This window comes from Agromyces mangrovi (assembly GCF_030296695.1).
GTDB lineage: Bacteria > Actinomycetota > Actinomycetes > Actinomycetales > Microbacteriaceae > Agromyces > Agromyces mangrovi.
This window is the reverse complement of the sequence record NZ_AP027737.1, coordinates 2,479,000-2,501,241: the sequence shown is the minus strand read 5'-3', so window position 1 is coordinate 2,501,241 and position 22,242 is coordinate 2,479,000. Positions and strand designations below refer to the sequence as shown.

Sequence of the window (22,242 nt, the reverse complement as noted above, 5' to 3'; positions counted from 1 at the left end):
CTCGGCTCGGCCTTCGCCATGTTCCGCAACGGCAAGTCGATCGCCGGGCTCTCGATCCTCGGGTTCTTCGTGCTCGTGGCGATCTTCGCCGACGTGCTCGCGCCCTACTCCCCGACCGCGCTCGACAACACCGCACGGTTCCAGCCGCCGTCGGCCGAGCACTGGCTCGGCACGACCCACATCGGCGAGGACGTGCTCAGCCAGGTCATCTACGGCACGCGAGGCGTGATCGTCGTCGGGTTCCTCGCCGCGATCATCGCGACGCTCATCGCGATCGTCGTCGGCGTGATCTCGGGCTACGTGCGCGGCTGGCGCAGCGAGAGCCTGTCGGCGCTGACGAACGTGTTCCTCGTGATCCCCGGCCTGCCGCTCATCATCATCGTCGCGTCGATGTTCGAGGATCCGCCGCTCGTGGTCATCGCCGGCGTGCTCGGCCTCATCGGCTGGGCCTGGGGCGCCCGCGTGCTGCGCGCGCAGACGATGTCGCTGCGCAACCGCGACTTCATCCAGGCCGCGCGCGCCAATGGCGAGCCGCTGCGCCGCATCATCACCATCGAGATGCTGCCGAACCTCATGGCGCTCATCGCCGCGAGCTTCGTCGGCACCGTGACCGCCGCGATCCTCGCGCTCACGACGCTGTCGTACATCGGCGTGATCCCGGTGACGACCTACAACTGGGGCACCATCCTCAACTGGGCGAGCGCGCAGGGCGCGTTCCGCCAGAACCAGTGGTGGTGGTACCTGCCCCCGGGCCTCTGCATCGCCGCCATCGGCGTCGCCCTGTCGCTCATCAACTTCGGCATCGACGAGTACGTGAACCCCCGACTGCGGTCGGCGGGCGAGCGCGCCCGCGCGATGAAGAAGAAGGGCATGAGCGTGAACGACACCGTGACCGCGGTGCGGTCGGTGCCCACCACCGAGCCCGCGGCGGCCGACGCGTCCACCACCACGGCGGCCGCCGCGCCCCAGACCCAGACCCAGACCACCGAGACCACCTCGACCAAGACCGGAGCCACCACGTGACCACGGCCGACATCGCCACCCCCGTCTACCTCGACCCGAGGCATCCGGTCGCCGACCGCATCGCCGACCTGCTCTCGCGCATGACCGTCGAGGAGAAGGTCGGGCAGATGCTGCAGCTCGACGCCCGCGACGACGTCGAGGAGCAGGTGCTGCGCCAGCACGTCGGGTCGATCCTGCACGCGTCGCCCGAGCGGCTCGCCCTCGCGCACGAGCTCGTCGCTCAGACGCGCCTGCGCATCCCGCTGCTCGTCGGCGAGGACTGCATCCACGGCCACTCCTTCTACGAGGGCGCGACCATCTACCCGACGCAGCTCGGCATGGCCGCGTCGTGGGACGCCGACCTGCTCGAGCGCGTCGCCCGCGCCACCGCGGAGGAGGTGTCGGCGACCGGCGTGCACTGGACGTTCTCGCCCGTGCTCTGCATCGCCCGCGACCTGCGCTGGGGCCGCATCAACGAGACCTTCGGCGAGGACCCGTTCCTCATCGGCGAGCTCGCGTCGGCGATGGTGCGCGGCTACCAGGGCGGCGGGCCCGACGACGACACCGCGATCCTCGCGACCGCGAAGCACTTCGCCGGGTACTCCGAGACGCAGGGCGGGCGGGATGCCTCCGAGGCCGACCTCTCCCCCGCAAGCTGCGCTCCTGGTTCCTGCCGCCGTTCGAGCGCGTGGCGAAGGAGGGCTGCCGCACCTTCATGCTCGGCTACCAGACCACCGACGGCGTGCCGATCACGGTCAACGACTGGCTGCTGAACGACGTGCTGCGCGGCGAGTGGGGCTACACCGGCACCCTCATCACCGACTGGGACAACGTCGGCCGCATGGTGTGGGAGCAGCAGGTGCAGCCCGACATCGTGCACGCGGCCGCGGCCGCGGTGAAGGCCGGCAACGACATGATCATGACGACGCCCGGGTTCTTCCGCGGCGCGATCGAGGCGATCGAGCGGGGCCTGCTCGCCGAGGCCGACCTCGACCGGGCGGTCTCGCGCATCCTGCTGCTGAAGTTCGAGTTCGGGCTCTTCGAAGACCCGAGGCGGCCGGATGCCTCCCGCATCGCCGCCTCGGTCGGCAACGCGCCGCATGCGGCCCTGAACCTCGAGGCCGCGCGCCGGTCGCTCGTGCTGCTGCGCAACGACGGGCTGCTGCCGCTCGCGTCGGGTCGGGCAGCGGATGCCTCGGGGCGCGCGGTCGACGAGGGCGCGCCGCGCCGGGTCGCCGTCATCGGCCCGCTCGCCGACGACGCGCAGACGCAGCTCGGCGACTGGGCGGGCAACTCGGGCCAGGCCGACTGGCTGCCCGAGGGGCATCCGCGTGCCATGATCACGACCGTCGTCGACGGACTGCGCGACACCGTGCCCGCCGACTGGTCGGTCGATTTCGCCGAGGGCGCCCGCATCCTCACCCTCGAGGAGGACCCGGAGGGTGCGACCTTCCCCGACGGCCAGCCGCGGCCGCCGGTGGTCGTGCCGTGTGCTCCGGATGCCGCGCTCATCGATCAGGCTGCTGCCGCCGCCGCGCGCAGCGACGTCGCCGTCGTCGTCGTGGGCGACCGCGTCGAGCTCGTCGGCGAGAGCCGATCGACCGCGACGCTCGAGCTCGTGGGCGACCAGATCGCGCTGCTCGACGCCGTCGCCGCGACGGGCACGCCGTTCGTGGTCGTGCTGCTCGCGTCGAAGCCGCTCGTGCTGCCGCCGTCGGCCGACCGCGCCGCCGCCCTGCTCTGGGCGGCGAGCCCGGGCATGCAGGGCGGGCGCGCGATTGCCGAGGTACTGCTCGGGCTCGTCGAGCCGAGCGGACGCCTGCCGATCTCGTTCGCCCGTCACGTCGGACAGCAGCCGACGTACTACAACCAGATCCGCGGGCAGCACGGCACGCGGTACGCCGACCTCACGCAGCGCCCGGCGCACGTGTTCGGCGAGGGGCTGACGTACACGACCGTCTCGTACGAGGCGCTGCGGGTCGTCGGCGGCTCGTTCGGGCCCGACGACGTCGTGCGGGCGACCGTGCGCGTGACGAACACCGGCGCGAGGCCGGCGCGCGAGGTCGTGCAGGCGTACGTGCGCGACCAGGTGACGTCGGTGAGCTGGGCCGACCGCGAGCTGAAGGCGTTCCGCCTCGTCGATCTCGAGCCCGGCGAGTCGCGGGTCGTGTCGCTCGAGGTGCCCGTCGCCGACTGCACGCTCGTAGATGCCGCAGGCAGCCGAATCGTCGAGCCCGGCACGTTCGAGCTCCTCGTGGGGCCGTCCTCCCGCGCCGACGACCTCCTCGCCGCCCCGTTCACCGTCGTGGCGTCGTAGCGGATCCGTCAGGAGACGAAGGAGAGGCCGAAGAGGAGCAGCCACCAGAGGCCGAGGCCCGCGATGAGGGCGACGGCCATCTGGTGCGTCCGGCCCCAGACGAGCCAGGTCGCGGCGGCGGCGATGAGGGCGGGCAGCGTCTCGGTGAGCGAGATCTCGCCGCGCGGGGCGACGAGCGCGGGCGCGGCGATCGCCGCGAGCACGGCCGGCGCGACGTGCGGCAGGTACCGCTCGAGCACTTTCGGGGGCTTCGCCTCGCGGCCGACGAGGAACGCCGCTCGCATCGCGTAGGTGCCGACGCCGATGACGACGAGGGTGAGGAACTCGTTCATGACTGCATCCGTTCGGTCAGTGCGCCCGCGATCATGCCCACGATCGCCGCGGCGATGAGGCCGAGACCGAGCGGGAGCGGCGCGGCGATGATCGCCACGATGCCCGCCGTCGCCGCCGAGACGTAAGCGGGGCGGCCCTTGAGGGTCGGCAGGAGCAGGAGGAGGAAGGTGAGCGGCGCCGCGAGTTCGAGCGGCAGCGATTCGGGCAGCACCGCGCCGAGCAGCACGCCGGCCCCGGTGAGGATCATCCAGCCGGCCCACGCCGTCAGCGACATGGCGAAGTAGTAGCGCAGGCGCGCGGTCGAGTCCTCGGCCCGGCCCTCGTAGCGGGCGATCGCGAGCGCGTACATCGGGTCGGCGAGGAAGTACGCGCCGGCTGCGCGCGTACCGCGCCCCCAGTCGCGCCAGTACGGTGCGAGCGACGCACTGTAGAGCAGGTGACGCGAGTTCACGACCAATGCCGTGAGCACGACGATGACCGGCGCCGCGCCCTCCGAGAGCAGCTGCACCGACACGAGCTGCGAGGCACCCGCGACGATGAGCGGCGACGAGGTCCACGCGATGAACGGGTCCACATTCAGCGACGCGAGGGTCGCGCCGAGCGCGAGCCCGAACGGAATGTACGCGATCACGACGGTCAGGGCATCGCGCACCCCGTCGCTCACCGGGCGCACGCGAGGGAGGTCGGTCACCGCAGCCCTCCCCGTGCGATCCGATGCGTCATCATCCCACCTCGACCGGTTCTGGCGCGAGGTCGAGGGCGTGCGCGGCCAGCGGGGCATCCGCTCGATCGACCCTGCCCGCGATGACGCGCGCCAGCACCACGTCCTGCTCGCCACCGCGTACCACCGTGGTGGTCGTGCAGCGCAGTGAGCCGCGCGTGGTTGCCAGTACGGGCAGGCCGTCGAGGGTGAAGCGGCGGGCGCAGCCGGGCCGGATGCCGGGTGCGACCGTGGTGCCGGGCTCGGCGTACGTCGCGGCGACCTCCGCCTGGCCGGCGGTGAGCAGGTTCAGCACGAAGCGGCCGGTCGGGCGCAGGCGCGACCACGAACGGGAGGCGCCGGGCACGCTGACGACGAGCAGCGGCGGCCGATCGGAGACCACCGTGAACGCGGTCACGGTGAGACCCCAGCACACGCCGTGGTCGTCGCGGCCCGTCAGCACGGCGACCGGGCGCGACGGCGCGTCGAGCAGCGTGCGGAACGTCTCGGTGAGGCCGTCGTCGCCTGCTGCGGTGCTGGCGAGCGGATGCCTCGGCGACAGCGCCAGGTCGAGTTCACTCATGTGCGGTTCCTCTCGGGGGCCCACGGTCGGTGGGCTGTGGGGCGGATGCGGCGGATTCGGCCGTGACCCCAGAGTCGTGCCGTGGCGTGTGAGCCGGCGTGTGACGGCGCGTCGGGTATGCGAGCGTTCATTCACACGGCCCCGCCCGATGGGGCTCCTCGAGTGGGAGGATTGCCCGAGGATGCCTCAGGAGGGAGTCGCGGTGGCCACTCGCATCGCCCTGCTCGGTCGCCCGGGGATCCTCGTCGACGGAACCGCCGCGCCGGCGCCGCGGGGTGCCAAGTGCTGGGCCGTACTCGCCGTGCTCGTGCTCGCCGGCCGCCCCGTGCCGCGCGCCCGGCTCATGGAGCTGCTGTTCGACGGTGCGGACGACCCCGCGGCGGCGCTGCGCTGGAGCCTCTCCGAGTTGCGGCGCGCGCTCGGCGGCGCTGCGGACGTCAGCGGTGACCCGGTGCGCTGGCAGCCGGCGGCCGACACGGTCGTCGACCTCGACGTGGTGCTCGGCGGCCTGTGGTCGGAGGCGGTCGAGCTGCCGAGCTTCGGCGGCGCGCTGCTCGAGGGGGTGTCGTTGCGCGCCGGAGCGTCGTTCGAGGTGTGGCTCGCCAACGAGCGCCGACGACTCGCCGACACGACCGCGTCGATCCTCCAGGAGGGCGCGCACAGCCGACTCGCCCGGGGCGACACCGCCGGCGCCATCGCGCTGGCCGAGCGCCTCGTCGCCGCCACGCCACTCGAGGAGCGCGCCCACGAGCTGCTCGTGCGCGCCCTCGTCGCCGCGGGCGACGAGGAGGCCGCGATGGCCCGGGTCGACGCCTGCCGGCGCCTGTTCGCCGACGAACTGGGGCACGAGCCGTCGCCCGCGCTGTTCCAGGCGCTGCGCCCGCGCCCGGCAGCGGTCGGGCGCAGCAGCCGGTCGGACCTGCTCGCCGCGATCGACCTCGGCACCGGGGCATCCTGGGGTGGCGCGTACGACCACGCCATCGAGGCGCTACGGCGCGTGATCACCGACGACGGCGACCCCGAGCTCACCGCCCAGGCGCTGTACTCGCTCGGGTTCGCGCTCGTGCACGGCGTGCGCGGCAGCGACGAGGAGGCCGTGACGGTGCTGCACCGGGCGTTCGCGATGGCGACCGAGTGCGGCGCGCGGCCTGTCGCGGCGCGCGCGGCGCTCGAGCTCGGGCTCGTCGAGACGCTCCGCGCACACTACCCGCGCATGGAGGCATGGTTCGCCACGGCGCGCCGGCTCGCCGACGGCGATGCGCGCATCCTCGCCTGGATCGACGTGTACGCCGGCATCGGCCGCACCGACCAGGGCGACTACCCGCACGCCCGCGCCACGCTCGAGGCGGCGCAGTCGCACGCCCGCGCCGGCGGCGACATGCGCGCCCTCGCGTACGCGTCGACGATGCTCGGCCGCGTGCACCTCCTGCGCGGCGAACCCGACCTCGCCCGCCCCGAGCTCGAACTCGCGATCGCGACCGTGCGCGAGATCGGCTGGACCTCGTTCCTCCCCTTCCCGCGGGCGCTGGTGGCCGAGGTGCACCTGCAGGAGGGCGACCTCGACAGCGGCGCCGATGCGGCCGAGCACTCGTACGCGCTCGCCTGCCAGATCGGCGACCCCTGCTGGGAGGGCTACGCGCTGCGTGGTCGGGGCCTCCTCGCCGCAGCGCGCGGCGACGATGCCGGCGCACTCGAACTGCTGACCGCGGCGCCGCGCGCGCCACGCCGCATCCCCGACACGCACGACTGGGTGCAGGGCCACGGCCTCGACGCGCTGTGCACGTTCGCCGTGTCGCGCGGCCTGCCCGACGCCGCAGCGTTCGCCGACGAGCTCGAGGAATTCGCCGGCCGCCGCGGCATGGTCGAGCTGCTCGCCCGCGCCCAGCTGCACAAGGTCGCGCTCGGCTCGACCGATGCCGCCGAGGCCGCCGCCCTCCTCGTCGCCCAGGTCGACAACCCCGCACTGCACGGCCTCGCCGAGTCGCTCGGCGTCGTCGTGGCGGCGCCCGCCGCCTCCCCGCATAGGTGCTCCACCGAGTCGTCATGAAGTGCCGCTTCGGCGGGCGTCATTCCGACACTTCATGACCACTCGCGGGTCCAGTTCGGTGGGGCGAGCGGATGCCTCGGCCAGCGGCATCGGACCGATCAGAGCATGCGCCGCAGGAAGCGGTCGCGGTCGACGAACTGGTGCTTCAACACGAAGCCGACGTGCAGCGCGATCGCGACGAGCAGCAGCACCTGCGAGGCGACGTGCACGCCGACGAGCAGGTCGTCGTCGACGAGGTCGAGCGGCGCCTGCCACTCGGCGCGGGCGGCGACCTCGAAGTCCTCGCCCGAGAGCAGCACGAGCGCGAGTCCGCTCGACGGCATGACGATGAGCAGGAGGTAGAGCGCACGCTCGGTCCACGACGCGAACCGGCGGCCGGCGGCGGAGAGCGTCTCGGGCCACGGCGGCAGCGTGACGATTCGGCGCCACACGTATCGCACGACGGTGAGCGCCAGGATGCTGCATCCGATCGCGACATGCACCGGCAGCAGCAGGTCCTCGTCGCCGTCGTACGCCTCCTCGACCCACGGCTCGAGCAGCCCCTCGGCGCCGGCCATCGCGTACCCCACCGTGTACTGCGCGACGAGCGCCAGCACCGTCAGCCAGTGCAGCACCCGCGCGACGACCCCGTGCCGGGCCGCCCGTTCGGGTCGTCGCGTCGCGGATGCCATGCCCCATCCCACCACGCCCCTGCCCACCGGCCCTTCGCCGAGTCGTCATGAAATGCCGCTTTCCGCGCGAGATTCCGACACTTCATGACGACTCGCGAAGGGGGCCTCAGCCCTTCAGGCCAGTCTGCGCGAGGCCCTCCACGAACTGCTTCTGCGCGAACACGAACACGATCAGCACGGGCAGCGCGGTGAGGGTCGCCGCGGCGAGCTGTATGTTCCACATCTCGCCTCCGTAGGCGTCGGTGTAGCGGGTCAGCGCCTGCGGCAGCGTGAACAGCTCGGGCGTCTGGAGGTAGACCGTCGGCTCGAGGTAGAGGTTCCACACGTTCAGGAACGTGAAGATCGCGACTGCGGCGAGCGCCGAGCGGCTGAGCGGCAGCGCGATGCTCCAGTAGATGCGCCAGCGTCCCAGCCCGTCGATGCGTCCGGCCTCCTCGAGCTCGACCGGCAGGGTGATGAAGTACTGCCGCATGATGAAGGTCGCGAGCACGCTCGGCGCGCCGAACGTCGTCACCAGGATGAGCGGCCAGTGGGTGTCGATCATGCCCCAGGAGTTGAAGAGCTGGAACAGCGGCACGATCGTGACCTCGCTCGGAATGAGCAGGCCCGTCAGCACCACCAGGAACAGCAGGTCCTGACCGGGGAAGCGGATGCGCGCGAACGCGTACCCCGCCATCGACGAGAACAGCATCGTGCCGAGCGTCACCAGCACGGCGATGTACATCGAGTTCCAGTACTGCAGCGCGAACGGCTGCTCGGTGAACGCGCCGACGTACCCCTCGAGCGTGGGGTTCGACGGCCACAGCTCGGGCGGGAAGGCGAAGATCTCGCTGATCGGCTTCAGCGACGAGGTGAACATCCACCAGGTCGGGAAGACGAACGGCACCGCGAGCACGCTGAGCGCGCCGTAGAAGAGCACCTTGCGCCAGGGGCTGCCGACCGGGCGACGGCGACCGACGGGGCGGCCGGCACGGGCGTCGGCGGATGTCTCGGGCGGAACCGTCACGGCCACGGTGTCATCCTCGCCGGCGTTGTTGCGTGCGCCCATCGGGGCGGTGCGCAGTCGGGCGTCAGTTCTCATAGAAGACCCACCTCTTCCGCAGCTGCCACTGCGCGATGGTCAGCACCAGCACGATGCCGAAGAGCAGGATGGCGAGCGTCGACCCGTACCCGAAGTGGTGGAAGTCGAACGCCTGTTGCACCAGGTAGTAGACGAGCACCGTGGTCGAGATGCCCGGTCCGCCCTGCGTGAGCACCGCGATCTGGGCGAAGACCTGCAGCGAGCCGACGATCGTGATGATCGAGGTGAGCAGGATGGTCGGCGAGATGAGCGGCACGGTGATGCGCCAGAAGAGCTGGCGATCGGATGCTCCGTCCATGCGCGCGGCCTCCTGCACCTCCTGCGGCACGCCCTGGAGGGCGGCGAGGAAGAGCACCATGTTGAGGCCGACGTTCTTGAAGACCTGCACGACGATGACCGACGCCATGGCGGTCGGGCCCTCGCGCAGCCAGTTCGGGCCGTCGATGCCGACGAGCTGGAGGATGCCGTTGATGCCGCCGTTGTCCTGCAGGAGGAACGACCAGACGATGGTCCACGCCACGAGCGAGACGACGACCGGCGAGAAGAACACGGTGCGGAAGAACGTCATGCCGCGCACCTTGCGGTTGAGCAGCACCGCGAGCAGCAGGGCGAGCGCCAGGTTGAAGACGACGAGGCCGATCGAGAAGACCGCGGTCGCCTGCATGACGGGGGCGAGCTTCGGGTCGGTGACGAGCTTCTCGAAGTTCTCGAGCCCGACCCAGCGGAACGTGCCGGCGAGCACGTTCCACTCGTGGAACGAGTACCAGACGATGAGGCCGAGCGGCAGCAGCACGAACAGCGTGATGCCGAGCACCTGCGGGGCGACGAACAGGTAGCCCGTGAGCTGGTCGCGCCGCGCGTACGACGGCACGAAGCGTCGTCTCGGCGGGGTGGGGGCGGCCCCGGGCCGGGCGTGAGCCCGACCCGGAGTCACCGTGGTGGCGTCGGCCATCGAAGGGGGTTCCTTCCTCAGCCCAGCAGGGGGTCGATCGCGGTGCAGGTGTCGGCGAGCGTACCGGCGATGTCGGCGTCCTCCACCCAGAGGGCGTCGAGCGAGCTGCGCACCTCCTGGCCGATCTCGGCCGAGTCGGTGTGGCTCGGACGCGTCACGCCGATCTCGATGCCCGGGATCACGACGTTCTCGATCTGCTCGGGGGTGAGCGTCGGGTTCGTCGCGGCGAGCGTCTCGACGTTCAGCTGCGAGTTGCGGGGCGGCGGGAAGAACTGCGCGAGCTGCTGCGAGTTCTCGGGGTTCGTGAAGAACGCGAGGAACTCCGCGGCGGCCTGCGCGTGCGCGCCCGACGACATCACGCCGATGCCGGCCTGGCCGACCATCGAGTACTCGCCGACGGGGCCCTCGGGCAGCGACAGCAGGTCGAACTCGAACGAGCCGTCGAGCAGCGACGCCCGCGAGATCTGCGTCACGGTGAAGGCCGACTCGCCCGCGAAGAAGTCCGCGGTGGTGCCGGGGCCGGGCATCGACGTCGATTCGAACGCGGCGTCGTGCAGGAACTCGAACGCCTCGACCATCTCGGGCGAGTCGAACGTGCAGGTCGCGCCGTCGGCGCTCCAGGGCGCGGCGCCCCAGCCCATCCACACCGACGCCAGGTTGTCCCACGTCGTGTAGTCGAAGTCGCGGATGACGAAGCCGGCCTTGCCGGTCTCGGCGTTGACGGTCGAACCCGCGGCAGAGACGCCCTCCCAGTTCCAGTCGCCGGCCGCCTGCATCTCCGCGGCCGACGGCAGGCCGGCCTCGGCGAGCAGGCTGTCGTTGGCGAACATCACGAACGGCGAGGTCGAGAACGGGTACGCGACGAGCGCGCCCGAGTCGTCGTGCCAGAGCGCCGTCGCCGACTCGGAGAGGTCGTCGAACCCGTAGTCGGGGTCGGCCTCGAGCGTCTCGTCGAGCGGCATGAGCGCGCCCGAGTCGACGAAGTCGGGGGCCGCGTTCTCGAGGATCCACGCCAGGTCGGGAGCCTGACCGCCCGCGATCTGGGTCGTGACGGTCGAGGTGTAGTCCTCGAACGGCAGCGGGTCGAAGGTGACGTCGGTCACCTCCGGGTGCTCTTCCATGTAGGCGTCCGCGATCGAGTCGAAGAGGGCCAGGTGGTCCTCGTTCGACGTCCACACGGTCATCCGCAGCTCGATGTCCTCATCGGGTGCCGCGCCGCCTCCGGAGCATGCGGACAGGGTCAGTGCAGCCACCGCGCCGAGTGCGAGACCCGACAGCGCCTTTGCTGATCTCATGAGTGGTTTCTCTCCTAGTAGCCGGAGACGCCGTGCGGCCAGTGCAGCTCGACGCCTCGCTGTGTGAGCAGGGACTGGAACTCCTCGAGGAGTCCAGGTGTGGTGCGGATCGCGCGGGGGCGGGACGCACGATCGAGGCAGAAGGCCGCCAGGCGGCCCGCCGACTCGCCGATGTTCCACTCGACCGGGTGGAGCCTGAGGGCCCCGTTGGTGATGTGGGTGGTACCGACGTTCTTGCCCGCTGGCAGGAGGTTCTCCAGCCTGCGGGGGATCAGGGCTCCGAGGGGGATCTCGAAGGGACGCGACGGCAGGTCGAGGTAGTTGTCGCCGCCGGAGGAGGGGTGCAGGTCGATGCGGTACATGCCGACGCCGACCGAGTCGTCGAAGGTGGCCGGGGCGTCGGTGCCGGATGCCTCGATGGACAGGTCGAGCTCGGTGACCGTGGTCTCGGCGAGGATGCGCCGCGACTCGCGGATGTACGGGGCCATCGCGAGCCCGTCGGGCCCCTGCGCGAGGTCGGGGCGGAGCCGGAGGCCCGGGAACCCGGTGCCGCCGTCGGCCCGCGGCGCCTCGGTCTGCAGCCAGTACAGCATCGACAGCGACTGCTGCCGTGCGTCGTGCTCGCGGGCCGCACGCACGTCGTCGGGCACGTCGATGATGGTGCCGTCGACGTGGTCGATCATCGGCCAGTTCACGAGCACCACGTCGCTCTCGTAGGTGCCGGGCGCGAAGTTGTGGCGGGCGATGATGCGGCGGAACGTCCACAGCTCGCGGTCGCCGGCGTCCTCGCGCTGGTCGGCGACGAGGTCGCCGATCGGCTCGGCGTTCGGGGTGAACGTGCGGGTGACGGTCTCGAGGGTGCGCGGGTCGGGGCCGGTGAGCGAGATCATCGGCGCGCCCCAGTAGTCGGGCTGCGCGGTGCGCCAGCGGTCGTACTGCTCGGGACGGTCGATGGTGTGGTCGCCGTCGACGTGGTCGACGATGAAGCACCAGCTGAACGCCTGCTGGTTGTCGGGCTGCGCCACCTCGGGGGCGCTGGGCTCCCCGTGTCGGCGCGCGACTCGAACCCGGTGACGTACTCGGCGCCGGTGAGCGGCAGCAGGTCGCCGAGCTCCGTCGCGTCGATCACGTAGGCGGCCGAGACGACCGTCTCGTGCCCGTCGTCGAGGCCGCGCAGGGTCACGGCCTCGACGACGTCGCCGTCCACGTGGGCGGCGACCGGCACGGCGGGCTGGAGGATTCGCAGCCGCCCGGTGGCCCGGTAGGGCGCGAGCATCGACTCGAGCACCGCGACGCCGACCAGGGGTTCGGCGCAGACGCGGCCCACGAGACCGGCGCCGGGGTTGAGGTGCGGGTCGGACTTCGCGGCATCCGTCAGCGGATAGTGCCGGCGGTAGTAGTCGCGGATGCCGTCGCGAGCGGCCCGGTAGCGGGCCGTCGCCCCGAAGGACTCGATCCAGGTGTGCTCGTCCATGGGGACGCCCTGGCTCGTGAGCTGGCCGCCCAGCCAGCGGTACTCCTCCGTGAGGACGACCGTGCGGCCGTCCTCGAGCGCGCCGATCGCTGCGGCGACCCCGCCCAGGCCTCCGCCGACGACCAGTACGTCGGCGTGGAGTTCGGTTGCGGGTCGGGCGGTCATGCGGCGTCCTCCGGGGCGACGAGAGTGGCGCCTGCCATCACGGGGCAGGCGAGGGTCTGACGCAGCTCGACCTCGGGCACGTCGTCGTGCGGGTCGAGCATGCGGGCGAGCAGGTTGGTCGCGGCGCTCGCGAGCGCGGTGCGCGGCGGACTCAGGCGGGTGAAGTCGTTCGCGTCGCCGTTCGGGCGGGCCGCGTCGCCGAGCACGATCATCGAGAGGGCGTCGGGCACTGCGACACCGGATGCCTCGGCAATGACGCGGAGGCGCCGGGCGGTCTCGTGCGTCTCGACGACGAGCACGGTGCATCCGCTCGCCCGCACCTGCTGCCATGCGGCGCGCAGGGCCTCGTCGTCGGCGCCGTCGGCGGGGATGGCGAGCAGGTCGGCTGCCGACTCGGCGCCGCCGCGCCGCTCCAGCTCGCCGACGACGCCGTCGCGACGATCGACGACCGACTCACCGGTGCTGTCGACGTGCACGTAGGCGAAGCGGCGGTGGCCGAGCTCCCACGCGGTGCCGACGAGTTCCGCGGCGCCGGTCGTGTAGTCGATGGCGACGTAGGGCACGCCGTCGACGTCGCGGCGACCGACCGCGACGAACGGGAAGCCGTCGGCGACGAGGCGCGCGAGCTCGTCGGGGTCCATCTCGACGCCGAGCAGGAGGCATCCGTCGGCCAGCCGCAGGCGGTTGTTCTCGTGCAGGAGGCGGCGCGTGCCATCGACGACCGGGGCGCTCGTGAACAGCAGCAGGTCGCAGCCGAGCTCCTCGGCTGTGCCCTCGATGCCGCTGAGGAGCGGGGCGTAGAAGTCCTGGCTCGCGGTGGGGAACGCGGGCTCGTAGGTGAAGACGCCGAAGATCTTGTTGCCGAGGCCGGCGAGGCGGCGGGCGGCGGGATCGGCCACGTAGCCGGTCTCCTTGAGCACCTGGAGCACGCGGTCGCGGGTCTCCTCGGGGATGCGCGAGGTCGCGTCGGCCTTCTCGTTCAGCACGAGCGAGACGGTCGCCTGGCTCACGCCGGCGAGCTCGGCGATGCGCCGCTGCGTGATGCGCCGCGGCGAGGTCTGGGAAGTCGTCATCGAGATCCTTCGGGGTCTTGATCTGCGGTGCTAATCCGCATTAGCGTTGACCGTACCGGATGCTAATACGGATTAGCAACCCCGAGTTCAGGATTCCCCGGAAGTCGCCGCCCGCCGCCGGAGGATCCCTCGGGGCATCCGCTCGAGTCGGTCCTGTGGGCCGCCGCTGCCGGATCCGGATCGCGTATCGAAGGAGCTATGCATGTCTGCACGCCGGCGCTTCCGCGCCGCCATCACCGCCGCGATCGCCGCCCTGGTGGTCGCCCCGCTCGCCGCCACGGCACCCGCCAACGCGGTCGAGCCGTTTCCCGAGTTCGTCTACCAGGGGGTCATCACCGACAAGTCGGAGATGCTCTACAACCCGACGAACGAGTTCATCTTCCCGAGCGTGTTCCACGCGGGCGAGTACCTCGACGACCCGCTGGGCGAGTGGTACCTCTACCTCGCGCCGCACGACAGGCCGGCGGGCATCATGCTGATGTACGCCGACAGCCTCGACGGGCCGTGGACCGAGTACGAGGCGAACCCGATCATCGCGAGCGAGTGGGCGCCGTACTACGACGTGTCGCACGTCTCCTCGCCCGACGCGATCTGGAACGAGGAGGCCGGCGAGGTCTACCTCTACTTCCACGGCGAGAACTCGATCACCCGCTACGCCACGAGCACCGACGGCGTGAGCTTCGACTACGGCGGCACCGCCGTGACGAACGCCATGGGCGGATCGACCGAGACGAGCTACGCGCGCGTGTTCGAGCACCCCGACGAGGCATCCGACTACGCCTACGCCATGTTCTACATGGCGAACTTCTCCGACAACCACCGGCGCCTGAAGGTCGCCGAGTCGGTCGACGGCGAGACCTGGGTCGTGCGCCCCGGCACCCTCGTCGACCCGGAGTCGGGCGACAGCGGCAACGTGTCGGGCGGCAACCTCTACGAGCACGAGGGCCAGCTGTACGTGATCTACCACAACTCCACGGGCAGGGTCATGGCGCGCACCATCGACGAGACGCTCACCGAGGTCGGCCCGTCGCAGCTGCTGCACCAGTCGAGCGGCGTCGGCGAGGACGTCGGCCGCACGGCCGCGCCCGAGATCGTGACCGACGGCGAGTTCAGCTACCTCTTCTACGAGTCGGGCGACCGCCTCGGCGCGACCATCGCGTGGGCGAAGGCCGGCCCCGGCGTCGAGGGCCCGGGTGGCCCCGACCCGGTCGCATGGCCCGTCGACCCCGACAACCCGGTGTTCGAGCAGTGCGCGGCGGACGGCTCTGACGAGTTCGATGGCACCGGGCTGTCGAACGTCTGGGACCGCGTCGTGCGCGAGGACACCGCCCGCCACGTCGTCGCCGACGGCGTGCTGTCGATCCCGGCGTACCCGAGCGGCGTGTCGGGCGCCTCGCTCCCCCAGCAGGAGCTGCCCGAGGGGCCGTGGCAGGTCACCACGAAGGTGACGATCGACGTGGCCGAACGCTTCCAGCAGGCGGGACTGCTGCTGTACGCATCCGACACCGCCTACGGCAAGTTCGACCTCGGCCGGGCGACCCCGGGCAAGACGCTCGAGGTGGTGCAGTACCTGAACGGCAGCAACCGGCAGGACACCGCGGCGCCCGCCGTACCCGAGGCCGACACCGTGTGGCTGCGGATGACCAGCGACGGCGTGAAGATCCAGTCGAGCGTCTCGTACGACGGCGCATCGTTCAGCGACTACGGCCGTCCGTTCCTGCTGTCGGAGACCGGGTTCACGCACATCGGCCCGTACGCCTTCCGAGGCGCCACGGGTGCCGAGGAGATCGACGGCGAGTTCGACTGGTTCCGCTGGTCGCCCACGCCCGAGGCGTACGAGGCGTGCCTCGCCGACGTGCTGCCCGACGACGACGAGACGGATGCCCCCGGGAAGGCGTCGCTGACGTCGACCAGCGGGTGGGCATACGGCCTCGACGACGGCAACTTCGAGGTGCGCATGGACCTGTGGTGGGGCACGAACGCCACCCGGTTCCGGCTCTACCAGGACGACGCGCTGATCGCGTCGGTGCCGCTCGAGCCCGCGTCCCTTGCCGCGCAGCACGCCGTCGTGCCGATCGAGGGACTGCCGAACGGCACCTACGAGTTCCGCGGCGAGCTCGCGAACTCGCAGGGCACGACGCCGACCAAGGTGATCCGGGTGAAGGTGACGGATGCCTCGCCGGGCGAGCCCGTGCTCTCGCACGACGACTACGACGGCGACGGGACGTTCACGCTCTCGGCCGACCTGTGGTGGGGCACGAACGCCGACGCGTGGCGCCTGCTGCAGGACGGCGTCGAGGTGGCGGCGGGCACGCTCGAGGCGGCGACGCCCGCGGCGCAGCACGTCGAGGTGCCGTTCACCGGCCTCGAGGGCGCGCACGAGTTCGTGATCGAGTTCTCCAACGACGCGGGCACGACCGCGTCCGACCCGCTCACGGTCGGGTAGCGCAACGACCGAGTACGCAGAGCGCGGGAACGCAACGCGCGAATCAGCACTCTGCGTACTCGGTCACGTGAGGGCGGGCGGATGCTCCGAGGCATCCGCCCGCCCTCACGCTGCCCGGTCCGGGTGGCAGATCCGTCGCCGCACCCACGCCGAGGCATCCGCCTGGGCGAGCTCGCCCGATCGCACGAGTCGCGCGAACTCGATCGCCTGCTCGCTCAGCCGGCCGTCTGCGGAGTCGGGGCCGTCGCGCAGCACGTGCACGGTGAGCCACCTCGTGATGGGCCCGCCGACGCGGGCGGCCACGGCCACCGTTCCGGCGAAGTGCCGGGCCTGCCCGTCGGTGTCGTCGTCGACGGCGGGGTGGAACCCCCGGCCACGGAGACGATTGCGGCCGCCGCTCGCGGCATCCGTCAGCCAGAGCGGCCCGCGGCGCACCCCGGCGACGCGGCCGAGCTCCCGCAGGAACCGCCGATCGGAGTGCCCGAGGCCGGCAAGCCGCTCGATCGACTCGGCGAGCGCGGCGCAGGCATCCATCAGGTCAGGGTACGTCCGCCGCGCGCTCACATCGCATTCGAAGCGGTCCCCGGTACGCTCGACGACACCACCGACCTGCTGGAGGCGTCGAGCACACCGTGCCCAACCCCGTCGACCGTCCGTACCCGTCCGCCACGCGATACGAACCGGCACGCTCGTGATCGGCGCACTGCTCCTGCTGCTCGCGGGCCTCGTGCTCACGGCGCTGATCATCGCCGCGAACGGCTACTTCGTCGCGCAGGAGTTCGCCTACATGTCGGTCGACCGTGCACGCCTGCGCGCCCAGGCCGAGCGGGGCGACGCGGCCGCCGAGCGCGCGCTGGCCGTCACCCGCCGCACCTCGTTCATGCTGTCGGGCGCGCAGCTCGGCATCACGGTCACCGGCCTGCTCGCGGGCTACGTCGCCGAGCCGTTCATCGGCGAATCGCTCGGCACCATGCTCGGCATCGCGGGCGTGCCGCAGGCGGTCGGCATCACGATCGGCACCGTGTTCGCCCTCGCGCTCGCGACGGTCGCGCAGATGATCTTCGGCGAGCTCTTCCCCAAGAACCTGGCGATCGCGAACCCCGATCCGCTCGCCCGCGGGCTGGCGCGCTCGACGCAGATCTACCTCGGCGTCTTCGGCTGGCTCATCTCCCTGTTCGACGCGGCGTCCAACGCCGTGCTCCGGTTGATCCGGGTCGAGCCGGTGCACGACGTCGATTCGAGCGCCACGGCGGAGGACCTCGAGCACATCATCGACGACTCGCGCGCGAGCGGCGACCTGCCCGACGAGCTGTCGATCCTGCTCGACCGCATCCTCGACTTCCCGCATCGCGACGTCGAGCACGCCATGGTGCCGCGCGTGCGGGTCGACGTCGTCGGCCCCGAGGTCGCGATCGGCGAGTTGCGCACGCTCATGGCGAGCGGGCACACCCGCTATCCGGTGCTCGGCGACGGCGAGGAGCCGATCGGCGTGGTGCACCTCGCCGACGTGATGCGCGCGGAGCCGGGCGACCCGCGCCCGGTGCGCGAGATCATGCGCGACCCGCTCGTGGTGCCCGACCTGATGCCGATGCCCGACGCGCTCGAGGAGCTGACGCGCACGCGCAACGAGCTCGCGTGCGTCATCGACGAGTACGGCGGGTTCGTCGGCGTCATCACCATCGAGGACCTCGCCGAGGAGCTGGTCGGCGAGATCGGCGACGAGCACGACGATGAGCCCGGGGCGGGCGCCGAGCTCGACGCCGACGGCGCGTGGGTCATGGACGGCGACGTGCACCTCGACGAGGTCTCGCGCCTCATCGGCCACGATCTGCCGCGCGGCGACTACGAGACGATCGCCGGGCTCGTCATCGCCGAGGGGCGCGGGCTGCCGGATGCGGGTGAGAGCCTCGAGCTCGAGCTGCCCGTGAGCGGTGCCGACCTGGCCGAGGACGAACCGGTCGCTCCGCGCATCCGCGTCGAGGTCGTCGAGATCGAACGGCACGTGCCATCCGTCGTCAGGGTCTCCTCGTCGATGCGGAGGTGGAGCGATGAGCGCGTGGGTCGTCGTCCCCGTCACTATCGGGCTGATCGCGCTCAGCGCGTTCTTCGTGATCATCGAGTTCGCGCTGATCGGTGCGCGGCGCCACCGGCTGGAGCAGGATGCCGCGGACAGCGCCGCCGCCCGCGCGGCGCTGCGGGGCATGAACGAGCTGACCGTGATGCTCGCCGGTGCGCAGCTCGGCATCACGGCCTGCACGTTCGCGCTCGGCGCGGTCACGAAGCCCGCGGTCGACGACTGGCTCGGGCCGGTGTTCTCCTCGTGGGGGCTTCCCGAGTGGCTCGCGGGCGGCGCGGCGTTCGTGCTCGCGCTCCTCCTCGTCACGTTCCTGCACTTGGTCATCGGCGAGATGGCGCCGAAGTCGTGGGCGATCGCGCACCCCGAGGCCGCGGCGAAGCTGATCGGGCTGCCCGCGCGCGGCTTCATCCGCGTGTTCCGGCCGTTCCTGCTGTGGGTGAACCGCATCGCGAACGTGCTCGTCGCCAAGACCGGGGTCGAGCCCGTCGACCGGGCCGCCGTGGGCGGGCGCGACGCCGACACCATCCGCAACCTCGTGGAGTACTCGACCCAGGTCGGCGTGCTCGAGCCCGAGCTGCAGTCGCAGATCTCCGAGGTCATCGCGCTGCAGGAACTCACGGTCGACGCGATCACGACGCCGAACGCGACGCCCACGGCGGCCGAAGCGGATGCCACGGTGGCCGACGTGCGCGCCGCGGCCCTCGCATCGGGCCACCTGCGCATCCTCCTCGCCGACGGCGACGGGCGCCTGACCCGCGTCGTGCACGTGCGCGACACTCTGCTCGCCGACGACGCGGAGCCGGCCGAGGCGTTCGCGCGCCCCTCGTTCCGGGTCGACGCCGCGACACCGGCGTACGAGCTGCTGCGCCGCATGCGCGACGAGCGGGTGCAGCTCGCCGTGGTCGAGCGCGGCGACGAGCTGCTCGGCATCGTCACGCTCACCGACGTCGTGCAGCGCATCCTGCCCGTCGCCGACGAGCTGCCCGCGAACGGCTGAGCGTCGCCCGCCGAGCCCACCGAGTACGCAGAAATCGATATCGCGCGCCGGGTTCGCGCACTCTGCGTACTCGGTCAGCCGGCGACCACGTGCGACGCCTGCTCGACCACGAGCACCACCGCGAGCACGATCATCGCGGCCCCCGAGACGCGCGACACGACGCGCATCGCCGACGGACGCAGCCGCACGACCGTGCGCGCACCGTAGCCGACGACCGAGTACACGACCGCGCACGCGGCGACGAACACCCACCCGAGCACCGCCAGCTGCACCGGCAGCGGCCATGCCCCCGCGGCATCCGTGAACTGCGGCAGCAGCACCACGAGCACGAGCAGTCCCTTCGGGTTCAGCCCGCTCACCCCGGCACCCTGCATCAGGCGAAGCCAGGGGCGAGCGGATGCCTCGGGCTGCCCGCCCCCCGTCATCGCCGCGCCCGACGTGCCGCCCGTGGCATCCGCCCCGCCTGCGACTGCCACGACGGGCGGCGCACGCAGCACCCGCACGCCCAGCACGGTGAGGTACACCGAGGCCGCGATGGTGAGCGCGGCGATGAACCCGGGCAGCGCCGCGACCACCGCGCCCACGCCGACTGCCACCGCGGCCACGACGACGAGGTACCCGGCGAGGATGCCGACGAGCGACGGCAGGATGGTGCGCTCGCGCGTGCCGGCCGCGATCAGGTACGCCCAGTCGGGGCCGGGCACCAGCACCATGAGCGTCATCATGACCGAGCACGCGACCAGCAGTTGCACGTCCACGGCGTCTCCCATCTCCTCGATGGAAGGAATCTACGGAAGTCGGCGTGGAAGTCGCTGCCGATGATCGCCACCTGAAGCGCCGATCGTGGAAGAATCCACCCCATGGATGCCACGGACCGCAGAATCCTTGCCGAGCTGCAGCAGGACGGCCGCCTGAGCCTCACCGAACTCGCGGAACGGGTGCAGCTCAGCATGTCGCCGACGCACCGGCGGCTGCGCGCCCTCGAGGAGTCGGGCGCGATCACCGGCTACCGCGCGGTCATCGACCCCGACGCGGTCGGCCTCGGCTTCGGCGCGCTCGTGTTCATCACCATGGACCAGGCGAACCGCGCCACCGTGCCCGACTTCGACGCGGCGGTCGCCGAGATCCCCGAGGTGATCCAGGCGCTGCGCCTCTTCGGCGACCCCGACTACCTGCTGCGCGTCGCCGTGCCCGACCTGCCGTCGTACCAGCGCCTCTGGGACGACCGCCTCTCCGCCCTGCCAGGCGTGCGCCGCGTCGAGTCGACCCTCGTCATGAAGACCGTCGTCGACGATCGCCCGCTGCCGGTCTGAGCGCGCCCCGACCGAGTACGTCCTACCGTTCGGGGACGAGCCCGTCGGGCATCGTCAGGTCCCAGTCGCCGTCGCTCCACGCGTCGAACGCCTGCGTGTACGCATCGGACAGGCTGCCGTCGGTCATGCCTGAAGACTCGCGCAGTCGAGGCCGCTGGCGTGGGTTCTCGAGTACGATGCCCCAGTCGGTGGCAATGCCGGATGAGGTACCGCATTGCGGTCGCCGTCGCCGCAGCAGCATCCACCGTCAACCGGAGCATCCCGCTCGCCTGCTCAGGCATCGACGACCTGCCGCAGGAACGCGTTCGCCTCGGCCTGCCGCGCGTAGCCGGCGACGTCGGTCACGCAGACCGGGCACCAGTGCCCGGCCGTCAGCACGAGACGCGGACTCGCCGCGAACTCGTGGCCGGATGCGCACGCCCATGCGAGCGGTGTCGCGACGTCCCCGCGCGAGACGTCGGCGCTCAGCAGCGACCCGCCGCGGTGCGCGGCGACCTCGAGGTAGTCGAGCGCCGACCAGCCCGCGGGCGCCTTCGACTCGTCGTATCCGTGATCGAGCTCGGTCGGGATGCGCGACGGATTCGGCGGCTCGAAGCTCGACCAGTCGCCGATGGCGCGCCACTCGTCGAGCGACCCGAAGTGCGCGGCGATCTCGGCCTCGTCCCGGTCGGCGATCGCGTGCATGGTGCCGCGCGGCTGCCGGGTGAGCGGCTTCATGACGAGGTGCTTCACGATCCAGGACGGCACGCGGCCGGCCGCACGCACCGACGCCGGCGCTGCGGCGATCGCACGGGCGATCGCGTCGTCGAAGGTGTCCTCGCGGAAGGGCACGAGCTCCTCGAGGCGGTCGCTGTCGGAGTACCACATGCCGTGGAAGTTGCGGGTCGCGAACCAGTTCCGGTCGTACCAGCGGCGGATGTCGCGCACGCCCATCGCCCCGCCGAGCGCCGTCTGGAGCTGCCAGTTGGTGAGGCGCCATCCGTCGCCGCCGCCGATGTCGTAGACGCCGCCCCAGAACTCCGCCGGCACGTCGGGCTCGCAGATGTTGGCGAGCAGCCGCGCCGAGTCCTCGTCGCTCACCCACTCCATGACGCCGCCGAACGGCGAATGGGTCATGATCGGGTCGCGGATCTCGAGCATCCCCGGGTGGAAGATGCCGGTCTGCCGCAGTTGCACCCACTTCGGCAGGCCGGAGTCGACGAGCAGGCGCTCGGCGATCACCTTGCTCTGCCCGTACTCGTCGAAGTGCGACACCCGGATCGGATCACCCACCCGACCCCAGTGGTGCGGCGGGTTGCGACTCCCCGCCTGCGCAACCGTGCCGATGCCCACGACCGCGACCGTTGCCGGGTCGGGCAGCGCCCGCACCGCGTCGATGATGTTGCGCATGCTGCCGACGTTGACCCGGTGTGCAAGCTCGGGCTGCTCGTCGGCGAGCGGCGAGACGACCGCGCCGACGTGCAGCACGACGTCGACTCCGCGGATCGCGGCGGCGACGGCGGCCGGGTCGGTCAGGTCGCCCCAGGCGACCTCGAGGGTGTCCATGCCGTCGAACTCGGCGAGCGCGGCGCGGTCGCGTTCGGTCGGCATCGCGAACGCCACGACGTCGACGCGGTCGGCGCGCCGAGCGAACTCGCGGAGAGCGGCGCGGCCCCAGTTGCCGGTCGCGCCGGTGAGGAGGACTCTGGTGCGGGTCATGTGACTCCTTCCCCGGCC

The 22,242-nt window shown here is 71.7% G+C and carries 17 protein-coding genes and 3 pseudogenes; 7 read left to right on the top strand and 13 right to left on the bottom strand.

Going from position 1 to position 22,242, the window contains the following annotated elements:
- The first annotated feature begins 18 nt into the window (after positions 1-18).
- A complete protein-coding gene (locus tag QUE38_RS11830; protein ID WP_286308442.1) occupies positions 19-1,023 on the top strand; it encodes an ABC transporter permease in 1,005 nt (334 codons plus the stop codon).
- A pseudogene (locus tag QUE38_RS11825) lies at positions 1,020-3,319 on the top strand (exo-beta-d-1,3/1,6-glucosidase). Before QUE38_RS11830 ends, QUE38_RS11825 begins: the two are co-directional and overlap by 4 nt.
- 8 nt (positions 3,320-3,327) lie before the next feature.
- Here the strand turns inward: QUE38_RS11825 and QUE38_RS11820 are convergent.
- From QUE38_RS11820 to QUE38_RS11810, 3 genes are read right to left on the bottom strand one after another with little or no spacing between them, the layout of a single operon-like run.
- Positions 3,328-3,651 (bottom strand): AzlD domain-containing protein, encoded by a 324-nt coding sequence (locus tag QUE38_RS11820; RefSeq protein ID WP_286308441.1) that lies wholly within the window; start codon positions 3,649-3,651, stop codon positions 3,328-3,330.
- Entirely contained in the window at positions 3,648-4,343 is a 696-nt protein-coding gene (locus QUE38_RS11815; RefSeq protein WP_286308440.1) for an AzlC family ABC transporter permease, read from the bottom strand. Before QUE38_RS11815 ends, QUE38_RS11820 begins: the two co-directional genes overlap by 4 nt.
- Positions 4,344-4,374: 31 nt before the next feature.
- The gene (locus QUE38_RS11810) at positions 4,375-4,935 is read right to left on the bottom strand and encodes a flavin reductase family protein (RefSeq protein WP_286308439.1); all 561 of its coding nucleotides are present in this window, start codon (positions 4,933-4,935) and stop codon (positions 4,375-4,377) included.
- Between the two features lie 202 nt (positions 4,936-5,137).
- Here QUE38_RS11810 and QUE38_RS11805 point away from each other — a divergent pair, with 202 nt between their 5' ends.
- Positions 5,138-6,982 carry a BTAD domain-containing putative transcriptional regulator gene (locus QUE38_RS11805; RefSeq protein WP_286308438.1) on the top strand — a complete coding sequence of 615 codons (1,845 nt, stop codon included), beginning with the start codon at positions 5,138-5,140 and terminating at the stop codon, positions 6,980-6,982.
- Between the two features lie 98 nt (positions 6,983-7,080).
- On the opposite strand, the gene QUE38_RS11800 is transcribed toward QUE38_RS11805, so the two are convergent.
- From QUE38_RS11800 to QUE38_RS11775, 7 genes and pseudogenes are all read right to left on the bottom strand, one after another.
- A complete protein-coding gene (locus QUE38_RS11800; RefSeq protein ID WP_286308437.1) occupies positions 7,081-7,653 on the bottom strand; it encodes a cytochrome b in 573 nt (190 codons plus the stop codon).
- A 106-nt stretch (positions 7,654-7,759) separates the two neighbouring features.
- Positions 7,760-8,665 carry a carbohydrate ABC transporter permease gene (locus QUE38_RS11795; protein WP_286308436.1) on the bottom strand — a complete coding sequence of 302 codons (906 nt, stop codon included), beginning with the start codon at positions 8,663-8,665 and terminating at the stop codon, positions 7,760-7,762.
- 58 nt (positions 8,666-8,723) lie between these two features.
- Positions 8,724-9,686: a carbohydrate ABC transporter permease gene (locus tag QUE38_RS11790; RefSeq protein WP_281882462.1), complete on the bottom strand. Its 963-nt coding sequence runs from the start codon at positions 9,684-9,686 to the stop codon at positions 8,724-8,726.
- A gap of 17 nt (positions 9,687-9,703) precedes the next feature.
- Positions 9,704-10,981, bottom strand: a complete 1,278-nt coding sequence (locus tag QUE38_RS11785; RefSeq protein ID WP_286308435.1) for an ABC transporter substrate-binding protein — start codon at positions 10,979-10,981, stop codon at positions 9,704-9,706.
- A gap of 14 nt (positions 10,982-10,995) precedes the next feature.
- The gene (locus QUE38_RS17635; protein ID WP_350227469.1) at positions 10,996-12,006 is read right to left on the bottom strand and encodes an FAD-dependent oxidoreductase; all 1,011 of its coding nucleotides are present in this window, start codon (positions 12,004-12,006) and stop codon (positions 10,996-10,998) included.
- 122 nt (positions 12,007-12,128) lie between these two features.
- A pseudogene (locus QUE38_RS17630) lies at positions 12,129-12,620 on the bottom strand (FAD-dependent oxidoreductase); the annotation flags it as partial.
- Entirely contained in the window at positions 12,617-13,693 is a 1,077-nt protein-coding gene (locus tag QUE38_RS11775) for a LacI family DNA-binding transcriptional regulator (protein ID WP_286308434.1), read from the bottom strand. The pseudogene QUE38_RS17630 and the gene QUE38_RS11775, both read right to left, overlap by 4 nt.
- 202 nt (positions 13,694-13,895) lie before the next feature.
- Here QUE38_RS11775 and QUE38_RS11770 point away from each other — a divergent pair, with 202 nt between their 5' ends.
- Positions 13,896-16,139, top strand: coding sequence for a beta-xylosidase family glycoside hydrolase (locus tag QUE38_RS11770; RefSeq protein ID WP_286308433.1), 2,244 nt, complete (start codon positions 13,896-13,898; stop codon positions 16,137-16,139).
- Between the two features lie 105 nt (positions 16,140-16,244).
- On the opposite strand, the gene QUE38_RS11765 is transcribed toward QUE38_RS11770, so the two are convergent.
- Positions 16,245-16,673: a hypothetical protein gene (locus QUE38_RS11765; protein ID WP_286308432.1), complete on the bottom strand. Its 429-nt coding sequence runs from the start codon at positions 16,671-16,673 to the stop codon at positions 16,245-16,247.
- 253 nt (positions 16,674-16,926) lie between these two features.
- On the opposite strand from QUE38_RS11765, the pseudogene QUE38_RS11760 reads away from it, so the two are divergent.
- Both QUE38_RS11760 and QUE38_RS11755 read left to right on the top strand, forming a co-directional pair.
- Positions 16,927-18,105 (top strand): annotated as a pseudogene (locus QUE38_RS11760) (hemolysin family protein); the annotation flags it as partial.
- Between the two features lie 82 nt (positions 18,106-18,187).
- Positions 18,188-19,213 (top strand): hemolysin family protein, encoded by a 1,026-nt coding sequence (locus tag QUE38_RS11755; protein ID WP_286308431.1) that lies wholly within the window; start codon positions 18,188-18,190, stop codon positions 19,211-19,213.
- Positions 19,214-19,287: 74 nt separating this feature from the next.
- Here the strand turns inward: QUE38_RS11755 and QUE38_RS11750 are convergent, their stop codons facing one another.
- Positions 19,288-19,983 (bottom strand): LysE family translocator, encoded by a 696-nt coding sequence (locus QUE38_RS11750; RefSeq protein ID WP_286308430.1) that lies wholly within the window; start codon positions 19,981-19,983, stop codon positions 19,288-19,290.
- Positions 19,984-20,073: 90 nt separating this feature from the next.
- Between QUE38_RS11750 and QUE38_RS11745 the strand changes: the two genes are divergently transcribed.
- Positions 20,074-20,526 carry an Lrp/AsnC family transcriptional regulator gene (locus QUE38_RS11745; protein WP_286308429.1) on the top strand — a complete coding sequence of 151 codons (453 nt, stop codon included), beginning with the start codon at positions 20,074-20,076 and terminating at the stop codon, positions 20,524-20,526.
- A gap of 273 nt (positions 20,527-20,799) precedes the next feature.
- Here QUE38_RS11745 and QUE38_RS11740 read toward each other — a convergent pair whose 3' ends face one another.
- A complete protein-coding gene (locus QUE38_RS11740) occupies positions 20,800-22,224 on the bottom strand; it encodes an NAD-dependent epimerase/dehydratase family protein (RefSeq protein WP_286308428.1) in 1,425 nt (474 codons plus the stop codon).
- Positions 22,225-22,242: the final 18 nt, after the last annotated feature.